The 23,575-nt window shown below is 57.2% G+C and carries 14 protein-coding genes, 1 rRNA gene, 1 pseudogene and 1 riboswitch; of the genes and pseudogenes, 3 read left to right on the forward strand and 13 right to left on the reverse strand.

The window, feature by feature from the left end; translation table 11 throughout:
• Positions 1-124, reverse strand: a 16S ribosomal RNA gene (locus tag D7M11_RS29230); the annotation flags it as partial.
• Between the two features lie 400 nt (positions 125-524).
• On the opposite strand from D7M11_RS29230, the gene D7M11_RS29235 reads away from it, so the two are divergent.
• Complete coding sequence (locus tag D7M11_RS29235; protein WP_120750818.1) at positions 525-1,121, forward strand: hypothetical protein; 597 nt, start codon at positions 525-527, stop codon at positions 1,119-1,121.
• Between the two features lie 57 nt (positions 1,122-1,178).
• Here the strand turns inward: D7M11_RS29235 and D7M11_RS29240 are convergent, their stop codons facing one another.
• From D7M11_RS29240 to bcp, 9 genes are all read right to left on the reverse strand, one after another.
• The gene (locus D7M11_RS29240; RefSeq protein ID WP_120750819.1) at positions 1,179-2,555 is read right to left on the reverse strand and encodes an NCS2 family permease; all 1,377 of its coding nucleotides are present in this window, start codon (positions 2,553-2,555) and stop codon (positions 1,179-1,181) included.
• Between the two features lie 184 nt (positions 2,556-2,739).
• Positions 2,740-2,840, reverse strand: a riboswitch (purine riboswitch).
• Positions 2,841-2,910: 70 nt separating this feature from the next.
• Positions 2,911-4,077, reverse strand: coding sequence for a cation:proton antiporter (locus D7M11_RS29245; protein WP_120750820.1), 1,167 nt, complete (start codon positions 4,075-4,077; stop codon positions 2,911-2,913).
• Positions 4,078-4,296: 219 nt separating this feature from the next.
• Complete coding sequence (gene guaA, locus D7M11_RS29250; RefSeq protein WP_120750821.1) at positions 4,297-5,835, reverse strand: glutamine-hydrolyzing GMP synthase; 1,539 nt, start codon at positions 5,833-5,835, stop codon at positions 4,297-4,299.
• Positions 5,836-5,974: 139 nt separating this feature from the next.
• The gene (locus tag D7M11_RS29255) at positions 5,975-8,350 is read right to left on the reverse strand and encodes a leucine-rich repeat domain-containing protein (RefSeq protein ID WP_120750822.1); all 2,376 of its coding nucleotides are present in this window, start codon (positions 8,348-8,350) and stop codon (positions 5,975-5,977) included.
• 126 nt (positions 8,351-8,476) lie between these two features.
• Positions 8,477-10,810, reverse strand: coding sequence for a DUF4129 domain-containing transglutaminase family protein (locus D7M11_RS29260; protein ID WP_120750823.1), 2,334 nt, complete (start codon positions 10,808-10,810; stop codon positions 8,477-8,479).
• Positions 10,797-12,020 carry a DUF58 domain-containing protein gene (locus D7M11_RS29265; protein WP_120750824.1) on the reverse strand — a complete coding sequence of 408 codons (1,224 nt, stop codon included), beginning with the start codon at positions 12,018-12,020 and terminating at the stop codon, positions 10,797-10,799. Before D7M11_RS29265 ends, D7M11_RS29260 begins: the two co-directional genes overlap by 14 nt.
• The gene (locus D7M11_RS29270) at positions 12,017-13,009 is read right to left on the reverse strand and encodes an AAA family ATPase (protein WP_120750825.1); all 993 of its coding nucleotides are present in this window, start codon (positions 13,007-13,009) and stop codon (positions 12,017-12,019) included. Before D7M11_RS29270 ends, D7M11_RS29265 begins: the two co-directional genes overlap by 4 nt.
• 73 nt (positions 13,010-13,082) lie before the next feature.
• On the reverse strand, positions 13,083-14,495 hold the full coding sequence (locus tag D7M11_RS29275; RefSeq protein WP_240041357.1) for a polysaccharide deacetylase family protein: 1,413 nt from the start codon (positions 14,493-14,495) through the stop codon (positions 13,083-13,085).
• A gap of 192 nt (positions 14,496-14,687) precedes the next feature.
• Positions 14,688-15,158, reverse strand: a complete 471-nt coding sequence (gene bcp, locus D7M11_RS29280; RefSeq protein ID WP_120750827.1) for a thioredoxin-dependent thiol peroxidase — start codon at positions 15,156-15,158, stop codon at positions 14,688-14,690.
• 411 nt (positions 15,159-15,569) lie between these two features.
• On the opposite strand from bcp, the pseudogene D7M11_RS38180 reads away from it, so the two are divergent.
• Positions 15,570-16,640, forward strand: a pseudogene (locus D7M11_RS38180) (LCP family protein); the annotation flags it as partial.
• A gap of 809 nt (positions 16,641-17,449) precedes the next feature.
• On the opposite strand, the gene D7M11_RS29290 reads toward D7M11_RS38180, so the two are convergent.
• Genes D7M11_RS29290 through D7M11_RS29300 form a run of 3 tightly spaced genes read right to left on the reverse strand, consistent with a single transcriptional unit; the run spans position 17,450 to position 21,158 of the window.
• A complete protein-coding gene (locus tag D7M11_RS29290; RefSeq protein WP_205127130.1) occupies positions 17,450-19,531 on the reverse strand; it encodes a DUF4838 domain-containing protein in 2,082 nt (693 codons plus the stop codon).
• A 25-nt stretch (positions 19,532-19,556) separates the two neighbouring features.
• Positions 19,557-19,802 carry a hypothetical protein gene (locus tag D7M11_RS29295; RefSeq protein ID WP_120750829.1) on the reverse strand — a complete coding sequence of 82 codons (246 nt, stop codon included), beginning with the start codon at positions 19,800-19,802 and terminating at the stop codon, positions 19,557-19,559.
• Between the two features lie 18 nt (positions 19,803-19,820).
• A complete protein-coding gene (locus D7M11_RS29300; protein ID WP_120750830.1) occupies positions 19,821-21,158 on the reverse strand; it encodes an ABC transporter substrate-binding protein in 1,338 nt (445 codons plus the stop codon).
• Between the two features lie 146 nt (positions 21,159-21,304).
• Here D7M11_RS29300 and D7M11_RS29305 point away from each other — a divergent pair, with 146 nt between their 5' ends.
• Positions 21,305-23,575 carry a helix-turn-helix transcriptional regulator gene (locus D7M11_RS29305; RefSeq protein ID WP_120750831.1) on the forward strand — a complete coding sequence of 757 codons (2,271 nt, stop codon included), beginning with the start codon at positions 21,305-21,307 and terminating at the stop codon, positions 23,573-23,575.

Below are 23,575 nucleotides of genomic sequence, written 5' to 3' on the forward strand. Positions count from 1 at the left end.
TTACGGGCAGGTTGCCTACGTGTTACTCACCCGTCCGCCGCTAACCCCGAAGGATTCGCTCGACTTGCATGTATTAGGCACGCCGCCAGCGTTCGTCCTGAGCCAGGATCAAACTCTCCAAAAAGGTGAAACCTTATTAGATGAGCCGATAGCTCATTACTTGACTAGCTTGTTGTGGTCTCTTGCGAGACCTTCACTTGCACGCTCGTTGTTCAGTTTTCAAGGAGCAAATCTAGTGTCGCTCTCTACCGTTGTTTTAACTGGTTTTAAGCGGCGACCTCTTTAATATACCACATCCGCAATCTTCAATGCAAGCTTTTTTTTCGTAAACTTTTGAAGTGTTGATGCGATGCCGTTTTAAGCGGCGAAAATAACTATAACAAATTAATCCGATCGATGCAAGTCTTACCGAAATAATCGCTGTCGTTTGCTGAATATTGCGATATGCACAAACCATTTTATCCCATATACTATTTACATATGGATTTTAGATCTATTTCCCGACGTATGAAAAGAGGCTCCCGATGAACAAATCCGTCCTGATAACCGCATCGTCCGTAGTCGTCCTTTGTTTGCTGCTCGCAGTCATTTATATCGTGAAAGATCGGCAAATAATGGTTCAAGCGACTTCTTCCCGCGAATGGGTCATTCCATACAATCATGTTCTGGAACTGGAGAGCATTCCGGATGTCCTCGTTATCGAAGGCACCGTCACTTCCCGTACGTTGCCCCGCCATATTACGAGCAGCCGCACCCCTGTCGATTATAAGGTGATGGTTACGGAAGTCCAAGTCAACAGGTGGTTGCGGAAGGACACTCGCAGCACCGACAAGCATACTCTCACCATTTTGGAGCCGACTTATCTTACAGATAACGGCGGGCTGTTCGCTCCCGGCCAAACCGAGTATCCGATCGGGGACTACCGAAAAGCCGAAGCCGGAAAAACCTATATATTCTACTTGGTGTGGGCAGAAAATCAACAAGCCTACTGGGTGGCCGCCTCCCATCAGGGAAAATTCAACGTCGACGGTACCGATCGGCGCGAAAAAGAACTGGAACATCGACTCGAAGCTTACCGGCTTCTCAAGCAAGAAGTGTTGGAACGGTATCAATACAAATAAGAACGAACCCCCGGACGACCGAATTCCATTCGATCTTCTGGGGGTTTCGTTATGCCCTTACTCTCCGCCGAGCAGAGCGTACCGGAGCACAATCAGTATGCTTATGATCCACATCAGCCAGTGAATCGGCGTTTTCTTCGAAGAAATCATATTGTGCAGCGCAGTTAATACCGTGTAAGAAACGATACCGAACGAAATGCCGTTAGCGATGCTGTTCGTAAACGGCATCATCACGATCGTCAGGAACGCCGGAAACGCTTCAAGGAAGTTGCTCCAGTCGATCTCCTTCACCTGGGCCATCATCAGCACGCCGACGATAATCAATGCCGGAGCCGTAGCGGCCGACGGAACGACGAGCGCGAGCGGAGCGATGAACAGCGCGAGCAGGAACAATACACCCGTCGTAACGGCTGTGAGGCCAGTGCGGCCGCCTTCCGCCACGCCGCTGGAGCTTTCGACGAATGCGGTGATCGTGCTTGTTCCGAGCAGGGCGCCGGTACTGACGCCCGCGGCGTCGACGAGCATCGCCTTGCCGATAATTTTTTCGCCTTTTTGCTTGTCCTTCAGCAGCCCGGCGCGATTGGCCGTACCGACGAGCGTGCCGAACGTATCGAACAATTCGACGAACGTAAAGATCAGGATGATCTCGATAATCCCGACTCCGAACGCGCCGGCGAGGTCCATTTTACCGACAGCCAGATCGTCGAAGGAAGGCAGCCAGCTTGCGCCGGACAAGCCGCTGACGTTCGTGACGCCCATCGGAATCCCGATCAGGGTACCCACCACGATACCGATGAGCAGCGCGCCTTTTACGCGAAGTACCATCAGTACGGCGATAATAAACAAAGTAATCAAGGCGAGAGCCGTGTCTTTATTGTGAATGAAATTGCCCAGAACGATATTGAATTGATTGGAATTCAGTATCGGCGTTTTGACAACGTCCGTTCCCGGATTGACGCTCACCATCATCAGATTGGACAGCTTCGCGCCGATGATCGTAACGAACAGCCCGATCCCTACCGTAATGGCCACCTTCAAGTTGTTCGGAACCGCTGTGAGCAGCATTTGGCGCACTTTCGTCACGGTCAGAATGATGAAGATAATACCGGACAAAAAGACGGCGCCGAGGGCGATCTGCCAAGTAATCTGACCGTTCGAGGTCAGAACCACGGTCATAAAGTAAGCGTTAAGCCCCATACCTGGCGCAAGAGCAACCGGGATATTCGCGAAAAATCCCATAGCGAGCGTGACGAGTCCAGCGCCGACCGCCGTAGCGAAAAAGACGCCGTGATTCGGAATGCCTGCCCCGCCTTCTCCCAAAAATAACGTGTTGACGAACAAAATGTACGCCATCGTCATGAATGTGGTCAAACCGGCAATAATCTCGGTTCGAACGGTAGTGCCGTTTTCTCTGAGCCTAAAAAGACGATCCATCCGTTTTCTGTGCCTCCCAAATAAAATAAACTTCTACTTGGAATAACAAAAGCTCGGCGGGGAGTTTTCCGCATCCCTCGCGGAAAAACAAAAAAACCCGACATGATCCGTGATCATCATCTAGGTTTCCACTCCCAGGGAATCGTTATACCGATGCGCCCTCCCGCGCGCAGGGCAGACGCATCGTTAAAGGTTCCCTTTTCGTAGATAGATCATTTACGGTGATCTCGTAGAGACTCTCAAGCCAATCCTTGAGATTATACGAAACAGTATGTTGTTATTCACCCATATTCTAAAAGCATTTGTCGAGCGCTGTCAATATAAATCCGAACATTATTTTTAATTAACGAATCATTCATTCGGAAGTATCCGTTTTCATTGCGCTTTCGTGCCCCTTCGGACGGGCGAACAGCGCCTTCATCATCGGAGGTGTGACCAAAGTCGTAATCAGGACAACGACGACCAGCACCGCGAACATATCCCGATTCAGCAGCCCCGCCTCCAGGCCGATCGCCGCGATGATCAGAGCGACTTCTCCGCGCGAAACCATAGCTGCGCCGATACCGAGCGCAGACCGGTTCGGAAAGCCGGCCAAACGCGCGCCAATAGCGGAGCTGATCAGCTTCGAGGCGATGGCCAGGACGCTGAGCAGGGCGATCCACCCGATGTTTTTGCCGATACCGCCAAATTCGGCCGAAACGCCGATCGAAGTGAAAAAGACCGGTACGAACAGCGAGTAACTGATCGTCTCCACCTTTTCGAAAACCTCGTGCCGGAACCGGGTCAAGCTGATCGCAAGTCCAGCGATATAGGCGCCGATAATGGCGGCCACGCCCGTATATTCCGCGAAATAAGCGTAAAAGAAACAGATAATGAGTGCAGCCGAGATGAGCGATTCGCTTACGCGCAGAGGCGCAAACTTGTTTAACAGCCACGGAACCGCCTTCCACGCCGCCAAAATCGCGATTACAAAAAAAGCGGCTTTTTTCAAAATAACAACGCCGAGGTTTACATCGCTGCCCGCAAAGCTCATCACAAACGCAAGCGCGACTACGACGAGAATATCGTCGATAACTGCCGCTCCTAGAATGGTCGCGCCTTCGCGCGTTTTGAGTTTGCCCATCTCCTTGAGCGCTTGTACGGAGATGCTGACGCTCGTTGCGGACATGAGCAGTCCTAGGAAGATCGATTCGATCGTAGACATTCCCATCATATAACCCGCCAGGAAGCAGACGGAGAACGGCACCACAATACCGGCGATTCCGACGAAAGCGGAAGCTTTGCCCGTTTGCTTTAACTGCTGCGTATCGGTTTCGAGCCCGGCGATAAACATGAGCAGGATGACGCCGATCTGGCTAAGCTCCTGGAGCATCTCGGTATTGTTCACAAGGCCGAGCACGGTAGGTCCGAGCACGATGCCGATCAGCAGCTTGCCTAGCACGGCCGGCTGTCCCAGTTTGACACTCACATCCCCTGCAATCTTGGATGCAAGCAGGATAATAGCAATTTGTAAAATAAGCATACGAGTCCCCCTCTTCCGATACGTTAGAATTTGCAAAATCGGCCCGCGCCATGCCAGCCGGTTCCGGAGAAGCCGCGGACACAAAAAGAGCCCGTCAAACCACAGCCGCTATGCGAACATAGCATGGCCCTGGTGACAGGCTCCTCCGATTTAAGCACGATTCAGTTTTCCTAGTTGTATACGGGGGAAATGACGTTTGGTTTCAAGCGGAAATTTATTTTATTCCCACTCGATCGTCGCTGGCGGCTTGGATGTGATGTCGTACACCACACGGTTGACGTTCTCGACTTCGTTGACGATACGTACGGAGATTTTCTCCAGCACATCCCACGGAATGCGCGCCCAGTCCGCGGTCATCCCATCGATCGAGGTTACGGCACGAATACCGACGGTGTGCGAATACGTCCGCCCGTCGCCCATGACGCCGACGCTCTTCATATTCGGCAGAGCGGTGAAATATTGCCAAATTTCGCGTTTCAGGCCAGCCTTGGCGATCTCCTCATGCAAAATGGCATCGGATTCGCGCACGATGTGCAGCTTCTCCTCCGTCACCTCGCCGAGTACGCGAATGGCAAGTCCCGGCCCCGGGAACGGCTGACGCCATACGATTTCCTCCGGCAGCCCGCACTCCTCACCGACTTTACGCACTTCGTCCTTGAACAGCGCCTTCAGCGGCTCGACCAGCTTGAACTTGATGTCCTCCGGCAAACCGCCGACGTTATGGTGCGACTTGATCGTTTGGGCCGTAGCCGTTCCGCTTTCGACGATATCGGTATACAGCGTTCCTTGCGCGAGGAATTCGAAGTCGTCGAACTTGGCGGACTCCTCCTGGAACACGTAAATGAATTCATTGCCGATAATTTTGCGCTTCTTCTCCGGATCGTCCACGCCCTTCAGCTTGGACATAAACCGTTCGCGGGCGTCGATCTTGACGACCTTCATGTCGAACTTGCCGACGAACGTTTCCATGACGCTGTCCGCTTCGCCTTTGCGGAGCAGGTTGTGGTCGATGAACATGCAGGTAAGCTGCGGTCCGATCGCCTTATGGATCAGAATCGCCACTACCGAGGAATCGACGCCTCCGCTGAGGGCGCACAGCACTTTGCGGTCGCCGACCTGCTCGCGGATTTCGCGGATCGTGTCTTCGATAAACGATTCCATTGTCCAGTCTCCGGTGCATCCGCAGACATTAAACAAGAAATTGCGAATCATTTCGTTGCCGTGAACGGAATGTCGCACTTCCGGATGGAATTGAACGGCAAAAAACTGCTTGTCCGGGTGGCTCATGGCCGCAACCGGCGCATGTTCCGTACTCGCGTCGACGACAAAGCCGGCAGGCAGCTCGGATACGTGGTCGCCGTGGCTCATCCATACCGTCTGCTTCGCTTCAAGACCTTCGGTCAGCCGGCAGTTATCCTTGAATTCAACATCCGACTTGCCGTATTCGCGCTTGCTCGATTTGTCGACCTTGCCATTCAATTGATACGCCATCAGCTGCATGCCGTAGCATATGCCCATGATCGGAAGACCAAGCTCATAAATCGCCGGATCGACCTTCGGCGAATTTTCTTCATACACGCTGGCGGGTCCGCCGGAGAAAACAATTCCTTTGGGCGCAAGCTCACGGATTTTGTCCACCGATGTGTTAAAAGGCAACAGTTCGCTATACACGCCCAAATCCCGAATACGGCGTGCAATCAGCTGGTTGTACTGACCCCCGAAGTCCAATACGACAATCATTTCGTTCGGCTTGCTCATAAAAGCCTCCTTGAAGCGTCTCGCTTCCGATTTTCATTCGTTTTCAATAGAGAATATTATATAAAACGCGGAAACGCAAGGCAAGGAAAAAGGCTGAACGGCGTAGCGGGAGCGTTTTTGTAAAAATTGGATTGATGCGTTACAGTCTGCGCACCGTTTCTGCGCTCAGACCGTCGACAAACGTATCGCAGTCAAGCAAATGCATATAGCGGTAGCAGTCCGCAGCGCGGTCCCATACGTAGTAAGGCGTGCACAGCAGCTTGTCCGCTATGCGGGCAAAAGCTTCTTCCGGCGCAAGTAGCTCGGGCACCGGTACTTTCGGAGGAGCGGGCAGCTCTATCGCATCGATCAAACCGTAGGTGCCGGGCTCGAGCAGCAGATTGATTTTGCCGAACATACCGGGCTTACCTTCCTCTTCCGCTCTTCGGACGGATGCGACGAACATCCCGTTATGGCGGGTAAGCCGGTTCAGCAGCCATCTTCCCGAGTCGTCCGGCTTATTCCGCATCATCCAGGCCCGAACCGCGGCGAATGCCTGCTCCGCTTCCGTTTCGTCTACGGGAAGGCTATCCGGATGCTTCGCCTGCCAATCGACGCATAAAGAGCGGCTTTCCGTTCCTTCGATGAAACGACGGAGTCGTTCACCGGGCTTGGCCGGATCGGCGGCCAGAGGCACATCAGACTCTTGCCGTTCTAGTTCGGTCCAAACGAGGGGACGGTTCAGCGGCGGCTCGCCGAAATGGCGGGTCGATAGTTCATAAGGAATCGTTTCCCCCTTGCAGAAGTCGACGAACGTTTCCTCGATGCCGTACATCCAGCGAACGGTGGCCCGATCTTCTTCGCCCCCATCCGATCGACCGGGCACGGAAAAGCGGCAAAAAGACTCGTAAGCCGCACGGCGAATAGCGTCTTCCCCCGGAGCGGGATACCGGGTTCCTTCATCGATAACGCTATGCAGCGCCGAAGCCCCGATTGACGAATAACCGATAACCGTTCCATCCATCAGCATATCGACGCTGACAAGGTTCGGCGGATAGAGGCGAATCCCGTCTACGGCCGTTTCGCGGAACTGCGCGCTGATACGCTCGCCCGATTCGGAAGTACGTACGAATTGCAGCCGATTATTCCAAGCCCGGTAGTCGGTATGGGCATGGATCCAATTCAGAGCGGCCGCTTCCAGCTCGTCCGATGCAAGCCGAAGGCGCTCCGCTGCCGCGTCAAACCACTCCCCGCTGCGTACGATGATGTAAGAGCGGAGCTGTCCGCTGTATACGTTCACGCTGACGAGCACCTTGCCCGGCAGGTTGTTTTCCTCGTCCTTGTCTTCATTTGCGCCCGTTGCTGCCTCACCTGCCCCGGCGCCGCTGCGGCCCGCCGGATTCCACTCCAGCTCGAGTACGTATTCGGTTTCGTTCCTCTCGCCAAGCTGCTGCCGGATGAGCCAGCCACCGCGTTCATAATGCCCGCCCGCCAGGCCGAGCGCCTGCTCCCAATGCCGCCACTGGCCTCTGACATCGACCCAATTTTGACCCATATAGACATGCATCAGGTTCGGCAAATTGTCCAGTTCCGGCGGGACGGAGTCGAACCGGTTACGGGCCAGATCCGCATACTTCAGGGCTGTTAATTGCGTAAACTCCGGGGGCAGCGCGTCGATGGCCGTATAGTTAACGACTAAAATTTCCAGCTTGGATAGAAGACCAATTTCGGCGGGAAGACGCTTCACGCCCACGTCGGCGTTATCGATAATCGGCTGGCCCGGCTCGCGCCTCCTATAGCAGCCGCAACTGATCTCCAGCATTTTCAGGTTTTTCAGCTTGCCGATAGCGGCCGGAATTTCGTCCAGATCGGCGGTATTTACGCGAAGATGCTCCAGATTCTCAAGGCCGAACAAGCTGCCCGGCAGCCGGGTCACCTCATCCTCGAAGATCGATAGTGTCGTGAGCGATCGGATCAGCCCGACCTCCTCGGGAATCCGATCGATGCCGTAGCCCTCGATATACAGCTTCTCCGCGTTATGCCGGATTGCATCCCGAATCATAGCGTCCAGCGAGCGATTGAATTCTCCAGTCAGAAACAAGCCGTCGATTTCCTCCGAAAGCCGCTTCGCCTCTTCCTCCTCGATATTTAGGCTCGCACTCTGTTCGTGAGCCACGTTCATCAACCAATCGCGACCTTCCTCGTCCATGAAGGTCAAATCTTCCGGCAGTTGCGGATGCTGCCAGGCAAACAGACTGGGCGAGGCTGTCTTCAAAATGTCCGCCGCTTCCGGGCAGCAGCGGTACACATAAATCGTCCCTTCGCGGGTATAGGCGATCGCCGAAGTTCCGAGCAAGCTTTCGCAGCTGCGGGAGCGGATCAAGTACGGTCTCAGCGCCTCGAAAACGTAGGCGCAGGTTTCGCTCAGCTCCCTATACTCCCGTTCGGCCAAAGCGAACGTTGCGGAATGCCGGACGGCATAATCGACTAGCCGCCGGTACGCCTCTCCCTTCGGGTCGTTGTAAATCGCAATCATGAAGCTTCCCCTCCTAAACATGTAGACGGAACAAGTTCCGATTGGTTTCGGCGGAATTAACAGCAAAAAACCGGACATGCCTCCATGTTCCGGTTTAACGCGCTTAACGCTATATGTAGTTAAACTTTACCGCGACTTGATTTTCCGCCACAGCTCCTTCAAATTCCGTTTCGCCGAACGGGGCAGCGGTTCGCCGCCGTAACGGACCGCTTCGTACTGCTTAACGAAATCGAGCAGCGCGTCCCGCTTGCCGATTTCCGCCAGCGGCAGCGATTCGACATACTCGCGGACGGTCGAGGACGGCTGTTTGCGGCCAAGCCGGCGGAACAGAGCCCGCCAGAGCTTATCGAGAGCGCGGTAAGCCCCCGCCCGGTCTCCGGCGGCATAACGGAGCGATAGCGAACCTTCCGCGCTGCCGTCCCGCGCACGGACAAGACGGTAAACGCCCCATAAGACTAGCGAAAACGCAAGCAGCAGCGCAGCGGCCGGCCACAGCTGCCGAGGCCCGTATTCGCCGCTGCTCAGCCAAGCGGGCGTCAGCCGCTCCCGCGCCTTCTGCTTCCACTGCATGAGCGAGCCGGCCCAGCCCGCGCTTGAGTCCGGCTTAACCGGGGCGGACAACGCACCCGAAGGTTGGGCCGATGCGAACACGGACTCCGCGCCGGACGATCCGCCGGATGCCGAGAGCGTATTGCCGGGGGTCGGATCGAACGTCGTCCAGCCGCTTCCCGCTATGTACGCTTCGACCCAGGAATGGGCGTTCCGGTTGTGTACCGTTACCTGCGTCAATCCCGCGTCCCCGCCGCCGGTTCCGGCCCAGTCCGTCACCTCGCCGGAGGAAAACCCTTTGACCCATCGCGCCGGGATGCCGATAGAACGCAGCATAACAACCATGGAGGTGGAGAAATAGTCGCAATATCCTTCCTTGCTCTCGAACAGAAACGTATCGGCGAAGTCTTCCATCTCTTTCGGCGGAGCCGCCACATCAAGCTTGTAGCGGTAGTTCGTCCGGAGATAAGCTTCGATCGCTTTGGCCCGGTCATAATCGCTTGTGCTGGAGCCTGTCAGCGCCACCGTCTCGGCGAGCACCTTCACGCGGACCGGCAGCCCGGCCGGAAGCTGAAGCTCCGGCGCGAACTTGCCCCGCTGCGGCTCCGTCTCGGCCGAGGCGGCAGCATCTGCGGGCTCCCCGCTGCCATTCGCCGCCGTACCTGCCTCCTCTACAGAGGCTTGCTGCGGCTTCGCCCCGGTCGCGGAACCCTCGTCCTCCGGAACCGAAACCCGAAGCATGTACCGCCGCAGCGGATCTTTCGCGTCCGGTTCGGCGAGCATATAAACGCCGTGCACATTCACCACCGAATCAACCGGAGATAACGACTTCCCGCTTCGGGTGACCAGCTCCTCGATCTTCGTGACAGGTCCGCCCGCGAACAGGCGTCCGGCCAAACTCGGGTCGACAACGGTAACCTCCTGCAAAATCGCGCGCTGCGGCAGCGGACTGTCCGTTTCATCCGTAGCGCCGCCGGCTTCCCAGCCTTTGCCGGTATAAAAGGTCTTGGCTTCCCCGCGCCAATACGTCAGCTTTTCGGTCATGGCGGTAAACGCGACCGCATCGTCAAGACGGACCGGCCCCCCGAGCAGCGTATCGTCCCCGCCGTAGCCGGTTCGCGCGGCGGAAGCCGTCCCGCTGCCGGGTGCATCGGTGCCGAAGTCGCCTCCGCCCCAGGCGGCGAACCGCTCGGCGAGCAGCGAGGTGTCGAGCGGCCGCATCGCGCCGGAAGGAGCAGCCGGCGGCAGCCAGAGCCCGGCCGCCACTGCGGAGGCGAGCAGAAGCGGGACGGATACGAGCCAGGCGAGCGGCCAGCCCGCGCCCCGGCGGCGGAGCGAGAACCGGTGTTCCAGCCGCGAAAGCTGCTGCAAGCCTGTCAGCAGAAAGCCGAACCAGACGGTGCGAACGATCGCACCCGACGTGTTCAGGCCCGGCCACAGCTGAAGCCCAAGCAAATAAAGCAGCGTAGCGGCAACGAACCAGAGCGCCGTTCCCCGCTCCACGACCAAAGCGTAGAAAACTGTAATCATCATCGACCAGCCGAGCAAAAACAGCATCGTCCGATTATCCGGACTGATCGCGCCATAGTCTTGATCCGCCAGCGCCACCGCGTCCTTCTTGGTCAGCTCGGCGTACCGAAGCAGACCATGCAAGCCGGGTGAAGCCGCATCGAACAAAATAACGACCATTCCGATGCAGACGGCGACTTTAACCGGCCAGGCGAGCCAGGGCGAGAGCCTCAGCCAGTCTACGGCGACGAACAAGCCGAAAGCGATCATAAACGGGCTGATCTCGTAAACGCCGCTCCACTCCGACATATCCAGCAGCGGACGCAGCCATTCGAGCAGCAGCATGTACAGCAGCACGGAGGCGACGCCGTCGCGAAGCAGCGATCGTTCAGGCGATAACATCTTCCGCACCTCCCTCGTCCGCAAGCGACGCCTTCGGCGCCCGCAGCAAAACGACCCGCCCGCCCGAGTTTTCCAGCTCGCCGATTAAACGGCGCTGATGCTCGCTCAAGGCAGTCTCCCGGCTCAAACACATCAGCCAGACGGTCAATCTGCGGCGGCCTGCCGTCAGCGTGCGGGCCGCGTGAGCGAGCCGCTCGTCGAGCGCCGCCGTGACGAACACGACCGCGCAGCCGCCCGGCCCTCCCGTTGCTTCGCGGAGCAGCATGTCCGCTCCCGAGACGCTGCCGCTGCTCCGCGCGCCGCTTAGCAGCTCATATGCGTCGAGCAGATCGTACCGGCGAGCGTACGGCAGCGATTGATCACCCCCCGCGTGCAGGCTCGCGTACGCGCCTTCCTTGACCGTCCATTCGAGCAGGGCGGCCACGGCGCGCACGCTTGCTTCGAACAGGGCGGCTCCTTCTCCGCCCGCATAACCCGGGTGGGAAGGATCAAGCAAAATGGCCAGCCGCTGCGCTTCGGCAGGGTCGCTCATCTTCGTTTGCAGCGAACCGGTGCGCGCTGTCGCTTTCCAATGTATACGGTGCAGCGGGTCACCCGGCGCATAGTCGCGAACTGAAGTGACAAGAGGGGTCAAGCGGGCTTCAAGCCGAAAGACGGACGCCGCATGGTCGGAATCCGGTTCGCCGCCAAACGCATAGAAATGGAGCGCCAGCGGTTTCGGATAAACGGCGAACTCCGTTTCCGCCGCAAGCGTCACCCTTTTGCGCAGCAGACCGAGAAAATCTCCGGCGTCCACCTCAAGACGGACAAACCGGTACCTTCCTCTTGCCACCCGGTTCAGCTTATAGCGAAAGCGGATGTCACGCTTAAAGCCCGGAAACAAAAGCCGGCTGTGACGGTATTCCGCAGTGCCGTCTGTCCATACATCGGAGACGATCATCCAGCCGAAAGGCACCGGCAAACTGCGGCTGATGTATACCCGCACATGAGCGTCGTCGCCTGCAAAAAAACGGTACTCCGAAAGCAGCCGTTCCGCTTGCAGACGGCGCGTGCCGAACCCGAGCAGAACGACGGCAGCCGCCAGCATAACGGCGGTTCCATAAAATAAGAAGAAGGCGGAATAGCCGCCGCGCCATTCGGCAAGTCCGTAACAGCCCGCGCATAACACCGCGACCACGATAAAATTGCCCCAGCCGGACCGCCGTCTCATCGCGAACCTCCGGCAGCCGTCTGCGCGGCCGGTACGGAAACAGCCGTAAGGAGCTGGTTCACAATCGAATCAGCCGTTTTGCCGGTATACCGCGCTTCGGGCTGCAGCACGAGACGATGAGCCAGCGCGGCAACCGCCAGCGACTTCACGTCGTCCGGCACGACATAGGTGCGCCCGGAGCAAAACGCCTTTGTTTGAGCGGCTCGCATCAGCCCAAGTGAAGCGCGCGGACTTGCCCCGAGCGCAACATCCTTGTGCGTGCGCGTAGCCGAAGTAAGCCGGACAATGTATTGCTTGACGGCTTCGTCGATATGAACATGACGCGCTTCTTGCTGGAGCCGGACCCACTCCTCGCGGAGCAGTACCGTTTTCACGTCGTCCAGCGGACTGCGCTCCGACAGACGGCCGAGCATCTCCACCTCGTGCCGCTCCTCCGGATAGCCGAGCCGGATTTTCAGCAGAAAGCGGTCGAGCTGCGCCTCCGGAAGCGGATACGTTCCTTCGTGTTCGATCGGATTTTGCGTAGCGAGCAGCATGAACGGCTCCGGCAGCCGGTACGTCTCGCCGTCCACCGTGACTTGCCTTTCCTCCATCGCCTCAAGCAGCGCCGACTGCGTCTTCGGCGAGGCGCGGTTCATCTCGTCGGCGAGCAGGATACCGGCCATAATCGGGCCGGGCCGGAATTCGAATCTGCCGGTCTGCTGGTTAAAGACGGACACACCGGTCACGTCGGACGGCAGCAGATCGGGCGTGCATTGAATCCGCTTGAACGTCACGCCCGTTGTTTTGGCCAAAGCCCGGACCAGCATCGTTTTGCCGACGCCGGGCACATCTTCCAGCAGCATATGGCCGCCGCACAAAAATGCGATAACGGCGAGCTCGATGCTTTCTCTTTTTCCGACAATCGCCTTCTCTACTTGATGAACGATCATATCTACAAATGGTTGACGCGAGTCAAACGGCAGCGGAGTACCGCGACCTGGAAGCATAGGGAAAACCTCCCGTTGAAACTTTGATAGTTTCAGTTTTCCCGCCGCTCTACCGATTTAGACGCGGAATCTATTATTTTTTCAAAGAATTCGGAGGAACAAAGCTGAATGTAGGAGCAAAGGCAAGCGGATAGCCGGGACGCAGCTCGATCCGGACCTCCCTGTGATCCCCGCCCTTCGAGTCACTGCCGATCTCTCCCCCCAGCAGTTCGACTGCCGTATACAGAGGAACGATCAGTCGGCTATCGATCAGACTGATATCGGCAAGATTCATCCGTTTATCCGGCTTGCCAGGGCCCGATACGGTAATGAACCGGTGGGGCAGATCATAGATCACTTCTCTCATTCCGAGCTTCAATACGGCAACGCTGCTGCTGCCCCGCCATTCGACGGAAGCTCCCATAGCCTCGGCTATATCGCGCAGCGGCATGTAAAGCTTATCTCCACGCATGGAGTAACCGTTCCCCGTAAAGGTTACCGCCCGGCCCGAAACATCCAATGTTAGCGGAGGCAACGGCAGAGGCGCTTTACTCGCTGATTCGTCCACCGTCCCCTCCCGTGTTTCCGCAGCTGTATCCGCAGGCAGTGTTTCCATAACCGGCTTCTCCGCATAAAGGGCTGAATGTTCCCTAGCGGCAGCCAGCCAGCGCGTATAATCGGTCAGAGCCAGGCCGCGCTTCCATTTCAGCTTGCCCAGCGGCGACTGAATCGGCTGTACGGCGGGCGACAGCGAGGAGAACTTGTAGCCGCGCTCCTTGTAAAACCGGATCACTTCCGGCAGCGCCTTGACCGTTTCGCCGTGTCCCGCCCCGTCATGCATCAGGACGACGATTTCATTCGGCGTTTTTTTGGTGGAGGACAGATTGGTTGCACCCGCTACGATTTCTTTGGCCGGTACCCCTTTTCGCTTCGAATCTCCGCTGTCCACGTTCCAGTCATGGACGATGTAACCCGCCTGCTCCAATAAGTAGAAGTAAGCGCCGTCGAAGTTCGTATACGTTCCACCGGGCGCTCGGAGAAGCCGCGTCTGAATGCCGGCTTTGCTATCCAGCGCCGTTTCGGTGAGCTGTGTCTGTCTCCAAAACTCGGCAAAGCTGCCATACAATTTATCGTATACATGATCGAACGTATGATTGCCGACCGCGTGCCCTTCCCGTACCATTCTCCCTAGCAGCTCGACATGCGACGATACGTTCTGTCCGAGCACGAAAAACGTAGCCGGAACGTCCTCCTGACGCAATAGATCGAGCACGGCCCCCGTATGCTCGCTTGGTCCATCGTCGAACGTCAAAAAGACGGTCGGTTCCGCAGGCGCCTCGTACACGCCGGGATCGGGGATCTTCCGGCCCGCTTGCAGCGACTCGAATACGGCGGTATCCTCTTGCCCGAACGGGCCGCCGGCCGCGAGCGTTTGCGCCGGAAGCAAGGTCAGGAGGGCGGCAAAGACAAGATGACAAACAAGCAATAACGGAATATAAGACCGCATGACTTTCCCTCCGAACATGTCTATCGTTTTTTTCGCTTGCAGATAGAGTATATGGTAGGAGCGAATCGAGTATGACCGGGACGAGCCTGCGCCAAAAAAAAGAAAAAGCCTTCGGATATCGAAAGCTTCATTCTTTTAAAAATCACCACACAGATGACCCCGTAGACGAAATGCAGCCGCTTCAGCCGGCCTTCATTCCAATTCTTTGGCTGCGGCAAGCACCGCCTCGACATGCCCCTTCAGCCTTACGTTGCGCCACTCCTTGACAAGCCTGCCTTCTCGATCGATCAGAAAGGTCGATCGCTGCACGCCCATATATTCGCGGCCGTACAATTTTTTCAGTTTCCAGACGTCGTACAGGTTGCACACCTGCAGCTCTTCGTCCGACAACAGCGGATAAGGCAGCTCGTAGGTTTCCGCAAATTTGGCGTGCTGCTTCAGCGGGTCCGGGCTTATGCCGAGCACAACCGTTCCGTTTCTGCGAAACCGGCCGATCCCGTCGCGGAAATCGCAAGCCTCCGCCGTGCAAGTCGGGGTCATATCCTGCGGATAAAAAAACAGCACGACTTTCTTCCCCAAATAACCGCTGAGCGTAATCCGTTTGCCCGTCGATGCCGGCAGCGTAAAGTCCGGCGCCGGTTGTCCTATTGCCAGCTCAGGCACAAGCTTCCCCCCCCCCCGTATCTCTTCCCGTTTCAGATCCTCTGCAGAAAAACATGAACTTTTTGGCACATTCCCCCGTCTGTAAAAAGGGGAAGTTCCGCAAAAACCAATTCGTTCCGACAAAACCAGCCCGTTCTCGACTCTCGCTGCGAAAGGTTCTACCCGGCGGAAAACCGCGGCGCCGGGATCAAGACTATTGCCGCCTGTGCCTTGGCCCCGTAAGGGCTACACTTGCAGCCGTCTTCCTCCCGCCCTTATAATCGAACTTATAAGGCTCCGCATTTTGGACACATTAACTTTGTTGAACTTTCACGAAATTTAGGCGGCTACCTTAGGCGTTTCATGTTTATGATACCACGATATAACGGGCGAGGGAAAAGAACCGGGACCAGAAGGAGTGGTAATAAGCGCATGTGGCGAAAAGTGAAATGGATCGCCTTGTCCTGCACGGCGGTCATCTTATGCGTCATCGGCTATTATGGATATTCGTTGTACCAATTCGGCAATCATATTCAGGAGAAGAAGGACGAGCCGTTCTTCACCCAATTCACGACGCAAAATACAAGCCAGAAGGAAGAGGCGCCGCCGAAATGGGAGGGCAAGGAGCGGGTCAACATTATGCTGCTCGGCGCCGACTCCCGCGGAACAACCAAAAACGATACACCTCGGTCGGACACGATCATGATCGCATCGGTCGATCCGGTAACGAAAAAAGCGGCCTTGTTCTCGATCCTGCGCGATACGTATGTGAAAATTCCCGGGCACGGCCAGGACCGGATCAATACCGCCTTTTCGCTGGGCGGACCGAACTTGGCGATGAAAACGGCCGGCGACCTGCTCGGGCTGCCGATTCAATATTATGTGTACACCGACTTCCAGGGATTCATGGCGCTTGTGGACGCGATCGGCGGCATCGAGCTGGACGTCGAGAAGGATATGAAGTACCGGGATTCGGAAGAGCCGGAATTCGACATCAATCTGAAAAAAGGATTGCAGCATATGGACGGCAAAACGGCACTCCAATACGTCCGTTTCCGTCACGACGCCTTGTCCGACTATGCGCGGACGGAACGCCAGCGCAAATTTATGACGGCCGTCGCCGAGGAGATGCAAACGACGTCTTCGATTCTGCGATTGCCGAGCATCCTGAACAAGATCGATCCGTACATTACGACCAATATGTCCATCTCCGACATGATCAAGCTCGCTTCGCTCGGCTTTGAAGTGAAAGCGAACGGCGTGACCGGGGTGCAAGTCCCGCCATCGAATTTGCTGGACGAAGAAAATATCGGGGGCGCTTCGGTGCTCACCGTCAATCCGGCGAAGCTGCAAAAGTATGTCAAGGAGCAGCTCGGCGCGACGGGAACGGCCGTAGCGGATGCGGACGAGCCGGATAGCGGCGACACGAAGGCGGACAGCAGCACCCGTGGAAGCGAGACGGCAGCCCGCGGAAGCAATGCGACGTCTACGGGAACAAGCGGCAGCTCCGCTTCTACGGGTAGCTCCGGCAGCGCCGCTGCCAAGCCGCCGGCCAGCACAAGCGCGAGCAAGCCCGCGACGAGTACGGGCACGTCCAAGCCGGCGACGACGCCAGCCGGCTCCACCGGCACGGCGACAAGCGGCGGAGCGACGGGAACGGCAGCCGGCGGCGGTGACGCCAAAGCCGGGACGGCTCCGTCGTCGACGACAGGCGGCAAGGCCGGCTCGACGGGAGTGACCGCGCCAGGCTCGGGCGGCAGCGGCAGCAGCGGCAGTTCTGCAGGCAAGAACGACTCGGCTGGCGCTTCTACGCCAAGCTCGGGCAGTAGCAGCTCGTCTTCCGGAGCTGCCATAGGCAACAGCGGCAGCTCCACAGGCAAAGCCGACTCGGCAGCCGGCTCTTCTGCGCCCGGTACGGGCAGCAGCAGCGCATCCACCGGTGCAACTACCGGTAACGGCGGCAGCGGCGCAGGCAAGACCGGTTCGGGCGGGACCGCCGCTTCCGGCGCAGGAGGCAGCACCTCAGGTAAAACCGACCCGGCGGCCGGCGCTTCAGCGCCCAGCCTGAGCGGCAGTGGCTCCTCTTCTAGTGCAGCCACAGGCAAGTCCGAACCGCCAAAAGTCGGCGGTAATGGTAACGCTTCCCCCGAGATTAAGGGAACGCCTGCCGAGATGAACAGCCCTGCTCCTACGAACAAAAGCTACTGAACGGACGGGTACCCTCACGTTCCCCTCTTTACATACTGCAACAAAGCCCTGACCGTAACCGGTTCAGGGCTGATTTTTTGTTAAAAAATAAAACTGTATTAAGCTTACAACCCGCGAAAAGCCTCGTCCAGCTCTGCTCCGCTCGAACCGCCCGGCTTGCTTGTATTCCAGCCCTTCGTACGTTCCGGCACGGTCGGAATATCCCGCTGCTTCTCCGACGCCTTCAAGGCGTCATACCAGATGACCTGCCTGGACGCGATTTGTTTCCGGTAGTTGTCCAGCTCTTCGCTCATCCGTTTGAATTGCTCCGGCGTCGCTCCGGCCGGACGCGTCTTCTCGTAGCCGTAGCGGACCACCTCGCGGGTCAGCTCCAAATGCCGCAGCCCTTCGCGCAAAAAAGCGATGCGCTCCAGCACTTCAGCTTCGTCGGCGGATGCGGCTTTGTCGGCGCGGTCGAGATACGCGTAGGCCTCCTGCATGACCGAGTCGATATACAAATAAGGGAGCGTATACCAGCCGCTGTTCAGCGGGGAGGAGGGAAGATCGTATTGCTTCACTACCGCCTCGAACCGGCCGGCCGGGTCGATCGTTGCGCCATTTCCGGCGGATACGTTGTACGCCGTCTCCACGGAGAAGCGTTCCCAGTAGCGGATGTAGTCCCGGATGGCGGAGCTCGCCTTGCCGAAGGCGGACGCATATTCGTCTATGACATCGTCTACGGAAAGCTCCGGGCGGACGGATAACCGGGCGATCAAATAATAGTTAAGCCCCTGAGTCCCCCAATAACCCATAATGCTGTCGAAGTCAAAGCCGATCATGCCGTTTTGCCGGGCGAACTTGAAGTAGTCACCGGTCGCATGCAGCATCAGATTCGGCGCGATCGCACCCGAATGCCACCAGTTCGGCCTGAGGAACAGCTTCGCACCGGCATCGCTCCAGCCTTTCCATTGATCGAACGCCTGGAACGTATGGACAAAGCCGATCACCATCCCTTCGCCCAGCCTCAATCCCCCCTGCGGCGGCTCCTTGTACGAGCTGTAGGCATAGGTCGACAGCGTGACCTTCGGATTGATCGCACGCATCTTCCCGAGCAGTCGGTTCCAAAACTTCACGTAACGCGCAGTCAGGTTGCCGTCGGCTCTCCAGATCGCCTCGATCGACTGACCGGGCGGCTCGTCCATCGCGAGACAGCCTGCACTGACGCAAAAGCCGCTTCCGTCATTAGGCGATACGTTCCAATTGTCCGGCGTCCCCGCCGCCCGCCATTCGCGGATAATCGCCTCGTCGACCGCTTCGTTGCTCAGATCGAGCTTGACCCGCTCGGGCAGCACTTGCCGCTCGCCGGCGGGAGGCTGGGCAAAATAGTCGGGATGCTCCTTCCCGTATTTCTCGTACCACTCCGTAAACGCATGGCCGAAGGCAAACTGGCTGCGGCTGCCCATCATATGAGCGTTCATCCAGCGCACCGTGTCCGGACCGGTGTCGCTTGCCCGCAGCCGCCGCTGCTCCGCTTCGGGCCGCCGCGTCACATCAACCGCCGGCAAGGCGATCGTATCGCACCTCGGCACATAAGTGCCAAGCTCGCCCGGCCACAAATAGCGGACACCTAAATATTCGTCCAGAAAATAACTCGTCGCATAAAAAATCGCCGCATTGCTCGCCCCCGTCAAAACAAGCTTGTCCCCGATGGCTGCCACCCGGTAAGCTTCCTTGTCGAAGTCGCTGCCGCGAATGCCCAGCGCTTCCGTCATCGGTCCGGGCCCTACGAGGATCAGCACATGCGTTTCCGGTAACTGCAGACTTTCCACCTGCTCCGCCTCGACGATCGGCAAGCTCACGCCGGTCGCCTTGCGAATCCGCGCCTGCAGTTCGTCTATCGACTCCTTGCCGATCGCTCCGTTCTGCCGGACAATTACCGCCCTCGCTTCTCCCTCGTATACCAAATACCGGCCTCTTTCATTCCAGTTCACATACAAAGCAATCGCCCCCCCAATACCAATAAGCAGGAATATACCAACAACGATCCAGACGGCTCTTTTCAATTGCCCCTCCCCTTTCGTCGTAGGATTATATTCCATACTTTTCCTCACGATTCCTTGTCCTCGCTCCACCGCCGCAGATCGGGCAAGTCGAAGCGGACAGAAACTGCCGGTCTGCTGTACGGACCGGGTTACACCGCTCCACAAGTTACCGGCAGTCTCTTCGCTTCGCCTACTCGACGATTTTCTCGATGACGACATCATCCAACCAAACCGAGCCGCCGAAGCTGTCCTCCAAAATGCCGAAGTAAAGCATCGCCTTGGCTGCGCCAGGGACCGCAGTGAAGGTCGATGAAACGTACGTCCAGTCCGAGCCGTACGGGGTCGCGAGCGGCGGTGCCGATGCCACCAGCAGCAAGCCAACCGCTATCATAAACGCAAGCCGCTGCGCAAAATTCGCAAGCCTGTTCCGTCCCATGCCGGACCACCCTTCCGCCTATTTCTTCATCTCGCTCTCCAAATATTTCTCCGCCTGCTCCTGCGCGCTGCGGATGGCGCTGTTCAAATCCGTTTCGCCCGTGACGACCTTAAGCACGTTCGGCGTCAAGAACGACAAAATTTTCGTATCGTAGATGCTTTTGTACGCCATCGGAGCCAGGCTGTTGTAGTAAACGGCGCTCCAGTTTTTCCCTTTATGCTGGCTCTCCGAGCCGATCGCCTTTTTGATCGCATCGTCGTTCAGAACGGTCATGTACCCCTGCTTCGAATAGTTCATCTGCATTTCCGGCGAAATCATATATTTGATCACTTCCATCGCCGCGTCTTTGTTTTTCGACGTTTTGGTGATGGCGAACGTCTTCGGATTCGCCTGCGATCCGACCTTCGGCTTGTCTTTCAGCACGGGAAGCGAGACGAGGTCCCAGTCGATATCCTTCACGTATTGCGGGCCGTCGAACGGAAACTGCGAATTAAACACCATCATCGCCAGCTCCTGCGAGGACGTCATCTCCGTGTAATACGGCAGCTTTTTCTTCGCGGTCGCCCATTCCTTGTAACCCGCCGTGGCATTGTTCAGGAAATACGTCTCAAACGCCTTCCCCCACCGTTCGTCGGTCAGCATCGGCTTTTTCGTTTTCGGATCGAACAGCGGCATCGAATATTGGCTCATGTTGAGAATATGGGCGGGTGAGGCGGAGTAACCCAAATAAGACAAGCCGCCTTCGCTGCGGGTCATCTTCCGGTTCAACTCGCCTACCTCGTCCCAGGTCATGCCGTCCTTCGGATACGGAACGCCGAACTTATCGAAAATGCCTTTGTTATAAAACATAATCTGCACCAGATTGGTCACCGGCAGGAAGTAAAGCTTTCCGTCGCCCATCGTTTTGATGCCGTCGATCAGCGTCGGCTCGAACTTGCCCAGATCGACGCCGTGCTTTTTGACCAGATCGGTCATATCGAACTTCATATCGAGTCCGAACAGCGGGTCCGGCATGCCGTTAATGCCCGCAATCAAAATATCGACGGTTTGACCGGCCACGATCAGGTCCTGGAGCGTCGTGCCTTTTGCCGACTGAATGTATTTGATCGTGTAGTTCGGGAATTTTTTGCGGATGTAGGAGCCGTACGACTGGTTGAAAACTTCCTCGCCCGCACCGCCCTGGTCCTGAAATACGAGCTCGACCGGCTCCGCGTTTGCTTTCGGCTCCTCCGGAGCGGCCGGCTGGCTGCCGTTTCCTGCTTTCCCATCCCCCGAATTGCTTCCGCATGCCGTTAACAGGCTAGCTCCGAGCAAGCAGCCTATTGCCGCCCGCCACATTTTGTTTTGATTCGTCATCGCTGGCACCCCTTATGTGATTGTCATATTGAAAACGGTTTCGCTGTGGCCTCATTTCCGCCGTTGACCGGCAAAACAGACGGCCGTTATAATGGTTGTGAAGGAAATCGATTACTGTATATCGATCATATTAGGAGGAATTACTCATGATGAAACGTCTGCCGTTCTCGCTTAAGTGGAACTCGTTATTCGTCAAACTGCTTTCATCGTTCCTGCTGCTGATCGTCCTGCTGCTTTCCTTCAATCTGTTCTCATTCGCTTTCTTCAAAACGAACGTCCATGAAGACGTTGTCAGCTACAATATGCTCGGTCTGGCCAAATCGGTCGAGAGTTATGAAAAGCATTTCGGCCTGATCGAAATTAACCTGCTTCAGCTTGGCCTCAGCCGACCGATCGCGGCGCTGGACAAAAGCGCGGACGCCTACAATTACACCGTCGCCGCGCAGGCGATCGAGCAAATCCGCACCTTGACCGGCAATCCGCTGTTATTTCTGAACAACATCCTCATCTACGCCCCGAACCGCCCGTACTTTCTCGAGAAAAACGGCACGGGGAACACAGCGGAGCTGTTCGTCAAGCAATACGCCAGCCCCGGCTACGATGCGGCGTTCTGGGCGAAGGAGCTGCCGGGAAATACGTCTGCGTTCCGGCTTTATCCGGCGGCGCGGTTTTATTCCGATATTCCGGTCAACGGCGTCGCAGATAAAGGCAATTTGTTTCCGATCGCGGTGCAGGCCGGCTCCTACACGATCCTTTCCTTTCTCGATGCGGGAAGTCTGCTCGATCGGTTCCATGTGTCCTCCGGCGGCGCGTTTCTCATCCTCGATTCGGCCGGCAAGCCGCTGTTTCGAAACGGCGATCCGGCGAATCACGACGACTTGAATAACATCGCGCTGCCGCCCACAGAAGGTCACAAACGCATCGGCGACGATTACTTGTTTTACCGAAAAGGCGCCGACACCGGCTTCACCTATATCAACATCGTCCCTTTCTCGCACATAGCGAGCCAAGTATCGCGGCTAAACACGGTGCTTGCCGTCGTGCTGGGTTGCGCGCTGCTGATCGGCTTCCTGCTGTCGGTCGCGCTCAGCATCAAGTTCAACCGCCCGATTCGCAAAATCATTTCCGGCTTCCAGAAGCCGGGCTCCCTGCAGCTCGCAAAAAGCAACATTCGCGAGCTGGACTGGATCAGCGATCAAATCGACGCCATCGTGCGCTCCGAGCGGGATATCCGCAACCGGCTCGATCTGAAGAACGATCTGCTCAAATCTTACGGTTATTTAAGCCGGGTAAAAAATATGCAGCAGAAAAGTCTGAACGAGCTGATCGACACCGACAAGCCGTTCCGGCTCCTGCTGTTCCGACTGACGTTCACGGACCGGTTCGACGCGCTGAGCGGCGAGGAGCGCGAGAAGGCCTCCTATTATATCCGGGAGCTGATCGCTCTCCAGATCGGCCAAAGCTTCCCCGAATCGACCACGCTGCAAGTGGAGAGCGACCAGGTGATGACGCTCGTCGGAGGCGAAACTTCCCACGAAGCGCTGCTGGACGTCCTCGGCGGCTTGAAAGTAATGGCGGACCGGGACCGGGAGCTGTTCCTGCTGACGGCCGCCGTATATCCGCAGTCGTGCCGTCCAGGCGAGCTCTCCTCCGCTTACGAGGAGGCTTGTCGCATGCTGCTGGAGCGCCGGCTCGCGGCGGAAACGCAGATCATCACAAGCGTTTCGGCACCGTCGACCGATCTGCTTATCGCCCCTGCGGACGATCAGGAGCTGTCGATACAACTGCAAGCCGGCGAACAAGAGCGCGCGCTGGAGCTGCTCGGCAAAACCATGCGCCGCCTCGAGGAGAAGGGCGCTAGTGCCCATCGGTTCGCCCTGTTCGCCCGTGAAATCGCCGCGAAAATCGAGAAGACGCTGCTGTTTTACCAGCTCGATACGAAGCTTTTTGCCGAGCATCACTTGCCCCTTGAGCGGATCGGCAAGTGTAGCGAAGCGAGCCAGCTCGAGGGGCTGCTCGCGCGGATGATCGAGGAACTCTGCGCGCTCGTCCGGGAGAAGAAGTCGCGTCACGACCCGGTCAAAGATTTCGTGCTGGACTACATCGTCAGCCATTACCGCGAGGACTTGTCGCTCGAGTCGGTTGCCGATCAGTTGCAAATGTCGCGCAGCTATTTGTCCACCTATTTCCGCGACAAAACCGGGATGACCTTCACCGATTACTTGAACGCACTGCGCATGAGCAAGGCGAAGGAACTGCTTGGCTCCGCGGACCCTATACTCATCGGCGAGGTGGCGGCCGAGGTCGGCTACCGGAACGTCAATTCGTTCATCCGCATGTTCAAAAAAATATGCGGGATCACTCCCGGCGAATACCGCCGGGCGGCGCTGCAGCATATGAACGGGCGCGAATCGTGA

This window comes from Paenibacillus ginsengarvi, assembly GCF_003626695.1.
Classification (GTDB): Bacteria; Bacillota; Bacilli; order Paenibacillales; family NBRC-103111; genus Paenibacillus_AB; species Paenibacillus_AB ginsengarvi.

Bases quoted from the DNA above. Each gene is read 5' to 3' on its own strand.
- D7M11_RS29235 (WP_120750818.1), top strand. From the start codon at position 525: ATGAACAAATCCGTCCTGATAACCGCATCGTCCGTAGTCGTCCTTTGT.
- D7M11_RS29240 (WP_120750819.1), bottom strand. From the start codon at position 2,555: ATGGATCGTCTTTTTAGGCTCAGAGAAAACGGCACTACCGTTCGAACC.
- D7M11_RS29245 (WP_120750820.1), bottom strand. From the start codon at position 4,077: ATGCTTATTTTACAAATTGCTATTATCCTGCTTGCATCCAAGATTGCA.
- guaA (WP_120750821.1), bottom strand. From the start codon at position 5,835: ATGAGCAAGCCGAACGAAATGATTGTCGTATTGGACTTCGGGGGTCAG.
- D7M11_RS29255 (WP_120750822.1), bottom strand. From the start codon at position 8,350: ATGATTGCGATTTACAACGACCCGAAGGGAGAGGCGTACCGGCGGCTA.
- D7M11_RS29260 (WP_120750823.1), bottom strand. From the start codon at position 10,810: ATGTTATCGCCTGAACGATCGCTGCTTCGCGACGGCGTCGCCTCCGTG.
- D7M11_RS29265 (WP_120750824.1), bottom strand. From the start codon at position 12,020: ATGAGACGGCGGTCCGGCTGGGGCAATTTTATCGTGGTCGCGGTGTTA.
- D7M11_RS29270 (WP_120750825.1), bottom strand. From the start codon at position 13,009: ATGCTTCCAGGTCGCGGTACTCCGCTGCCGTTTGACTCGCGTCAACCA.
- D7M11_RS29275 (WP_240041357.1), bottom strand. From the start codon at position 14,495: ATGCGGTCTTATATTCCGTTATTGCTTGTTTGTCATCTTGTCTTTGCC.
- D7M11_RS29295 (WP_120750829.1), bottom strand. From the start codon at position 19,802: ATGGGACGGAACAGGCTTGCGAATTTTGCGCAGCGGCTTGCGTTTATG.
- D7M11_RS29300 (WP_120750830.1), bottom strand. From the start codon at position 21,158: ATGACGAATCAAAACAAAATGTGGCGGGCGGCAATAGGCTGCTTGCTC.
- D7M11_RS29305 (WP_120750831.1), top strand. From the start codon at position 21,305: ATGATGAAACGTCTGCCGTTCTCGCTTAAGTGGAACTCGTTATTCGTC.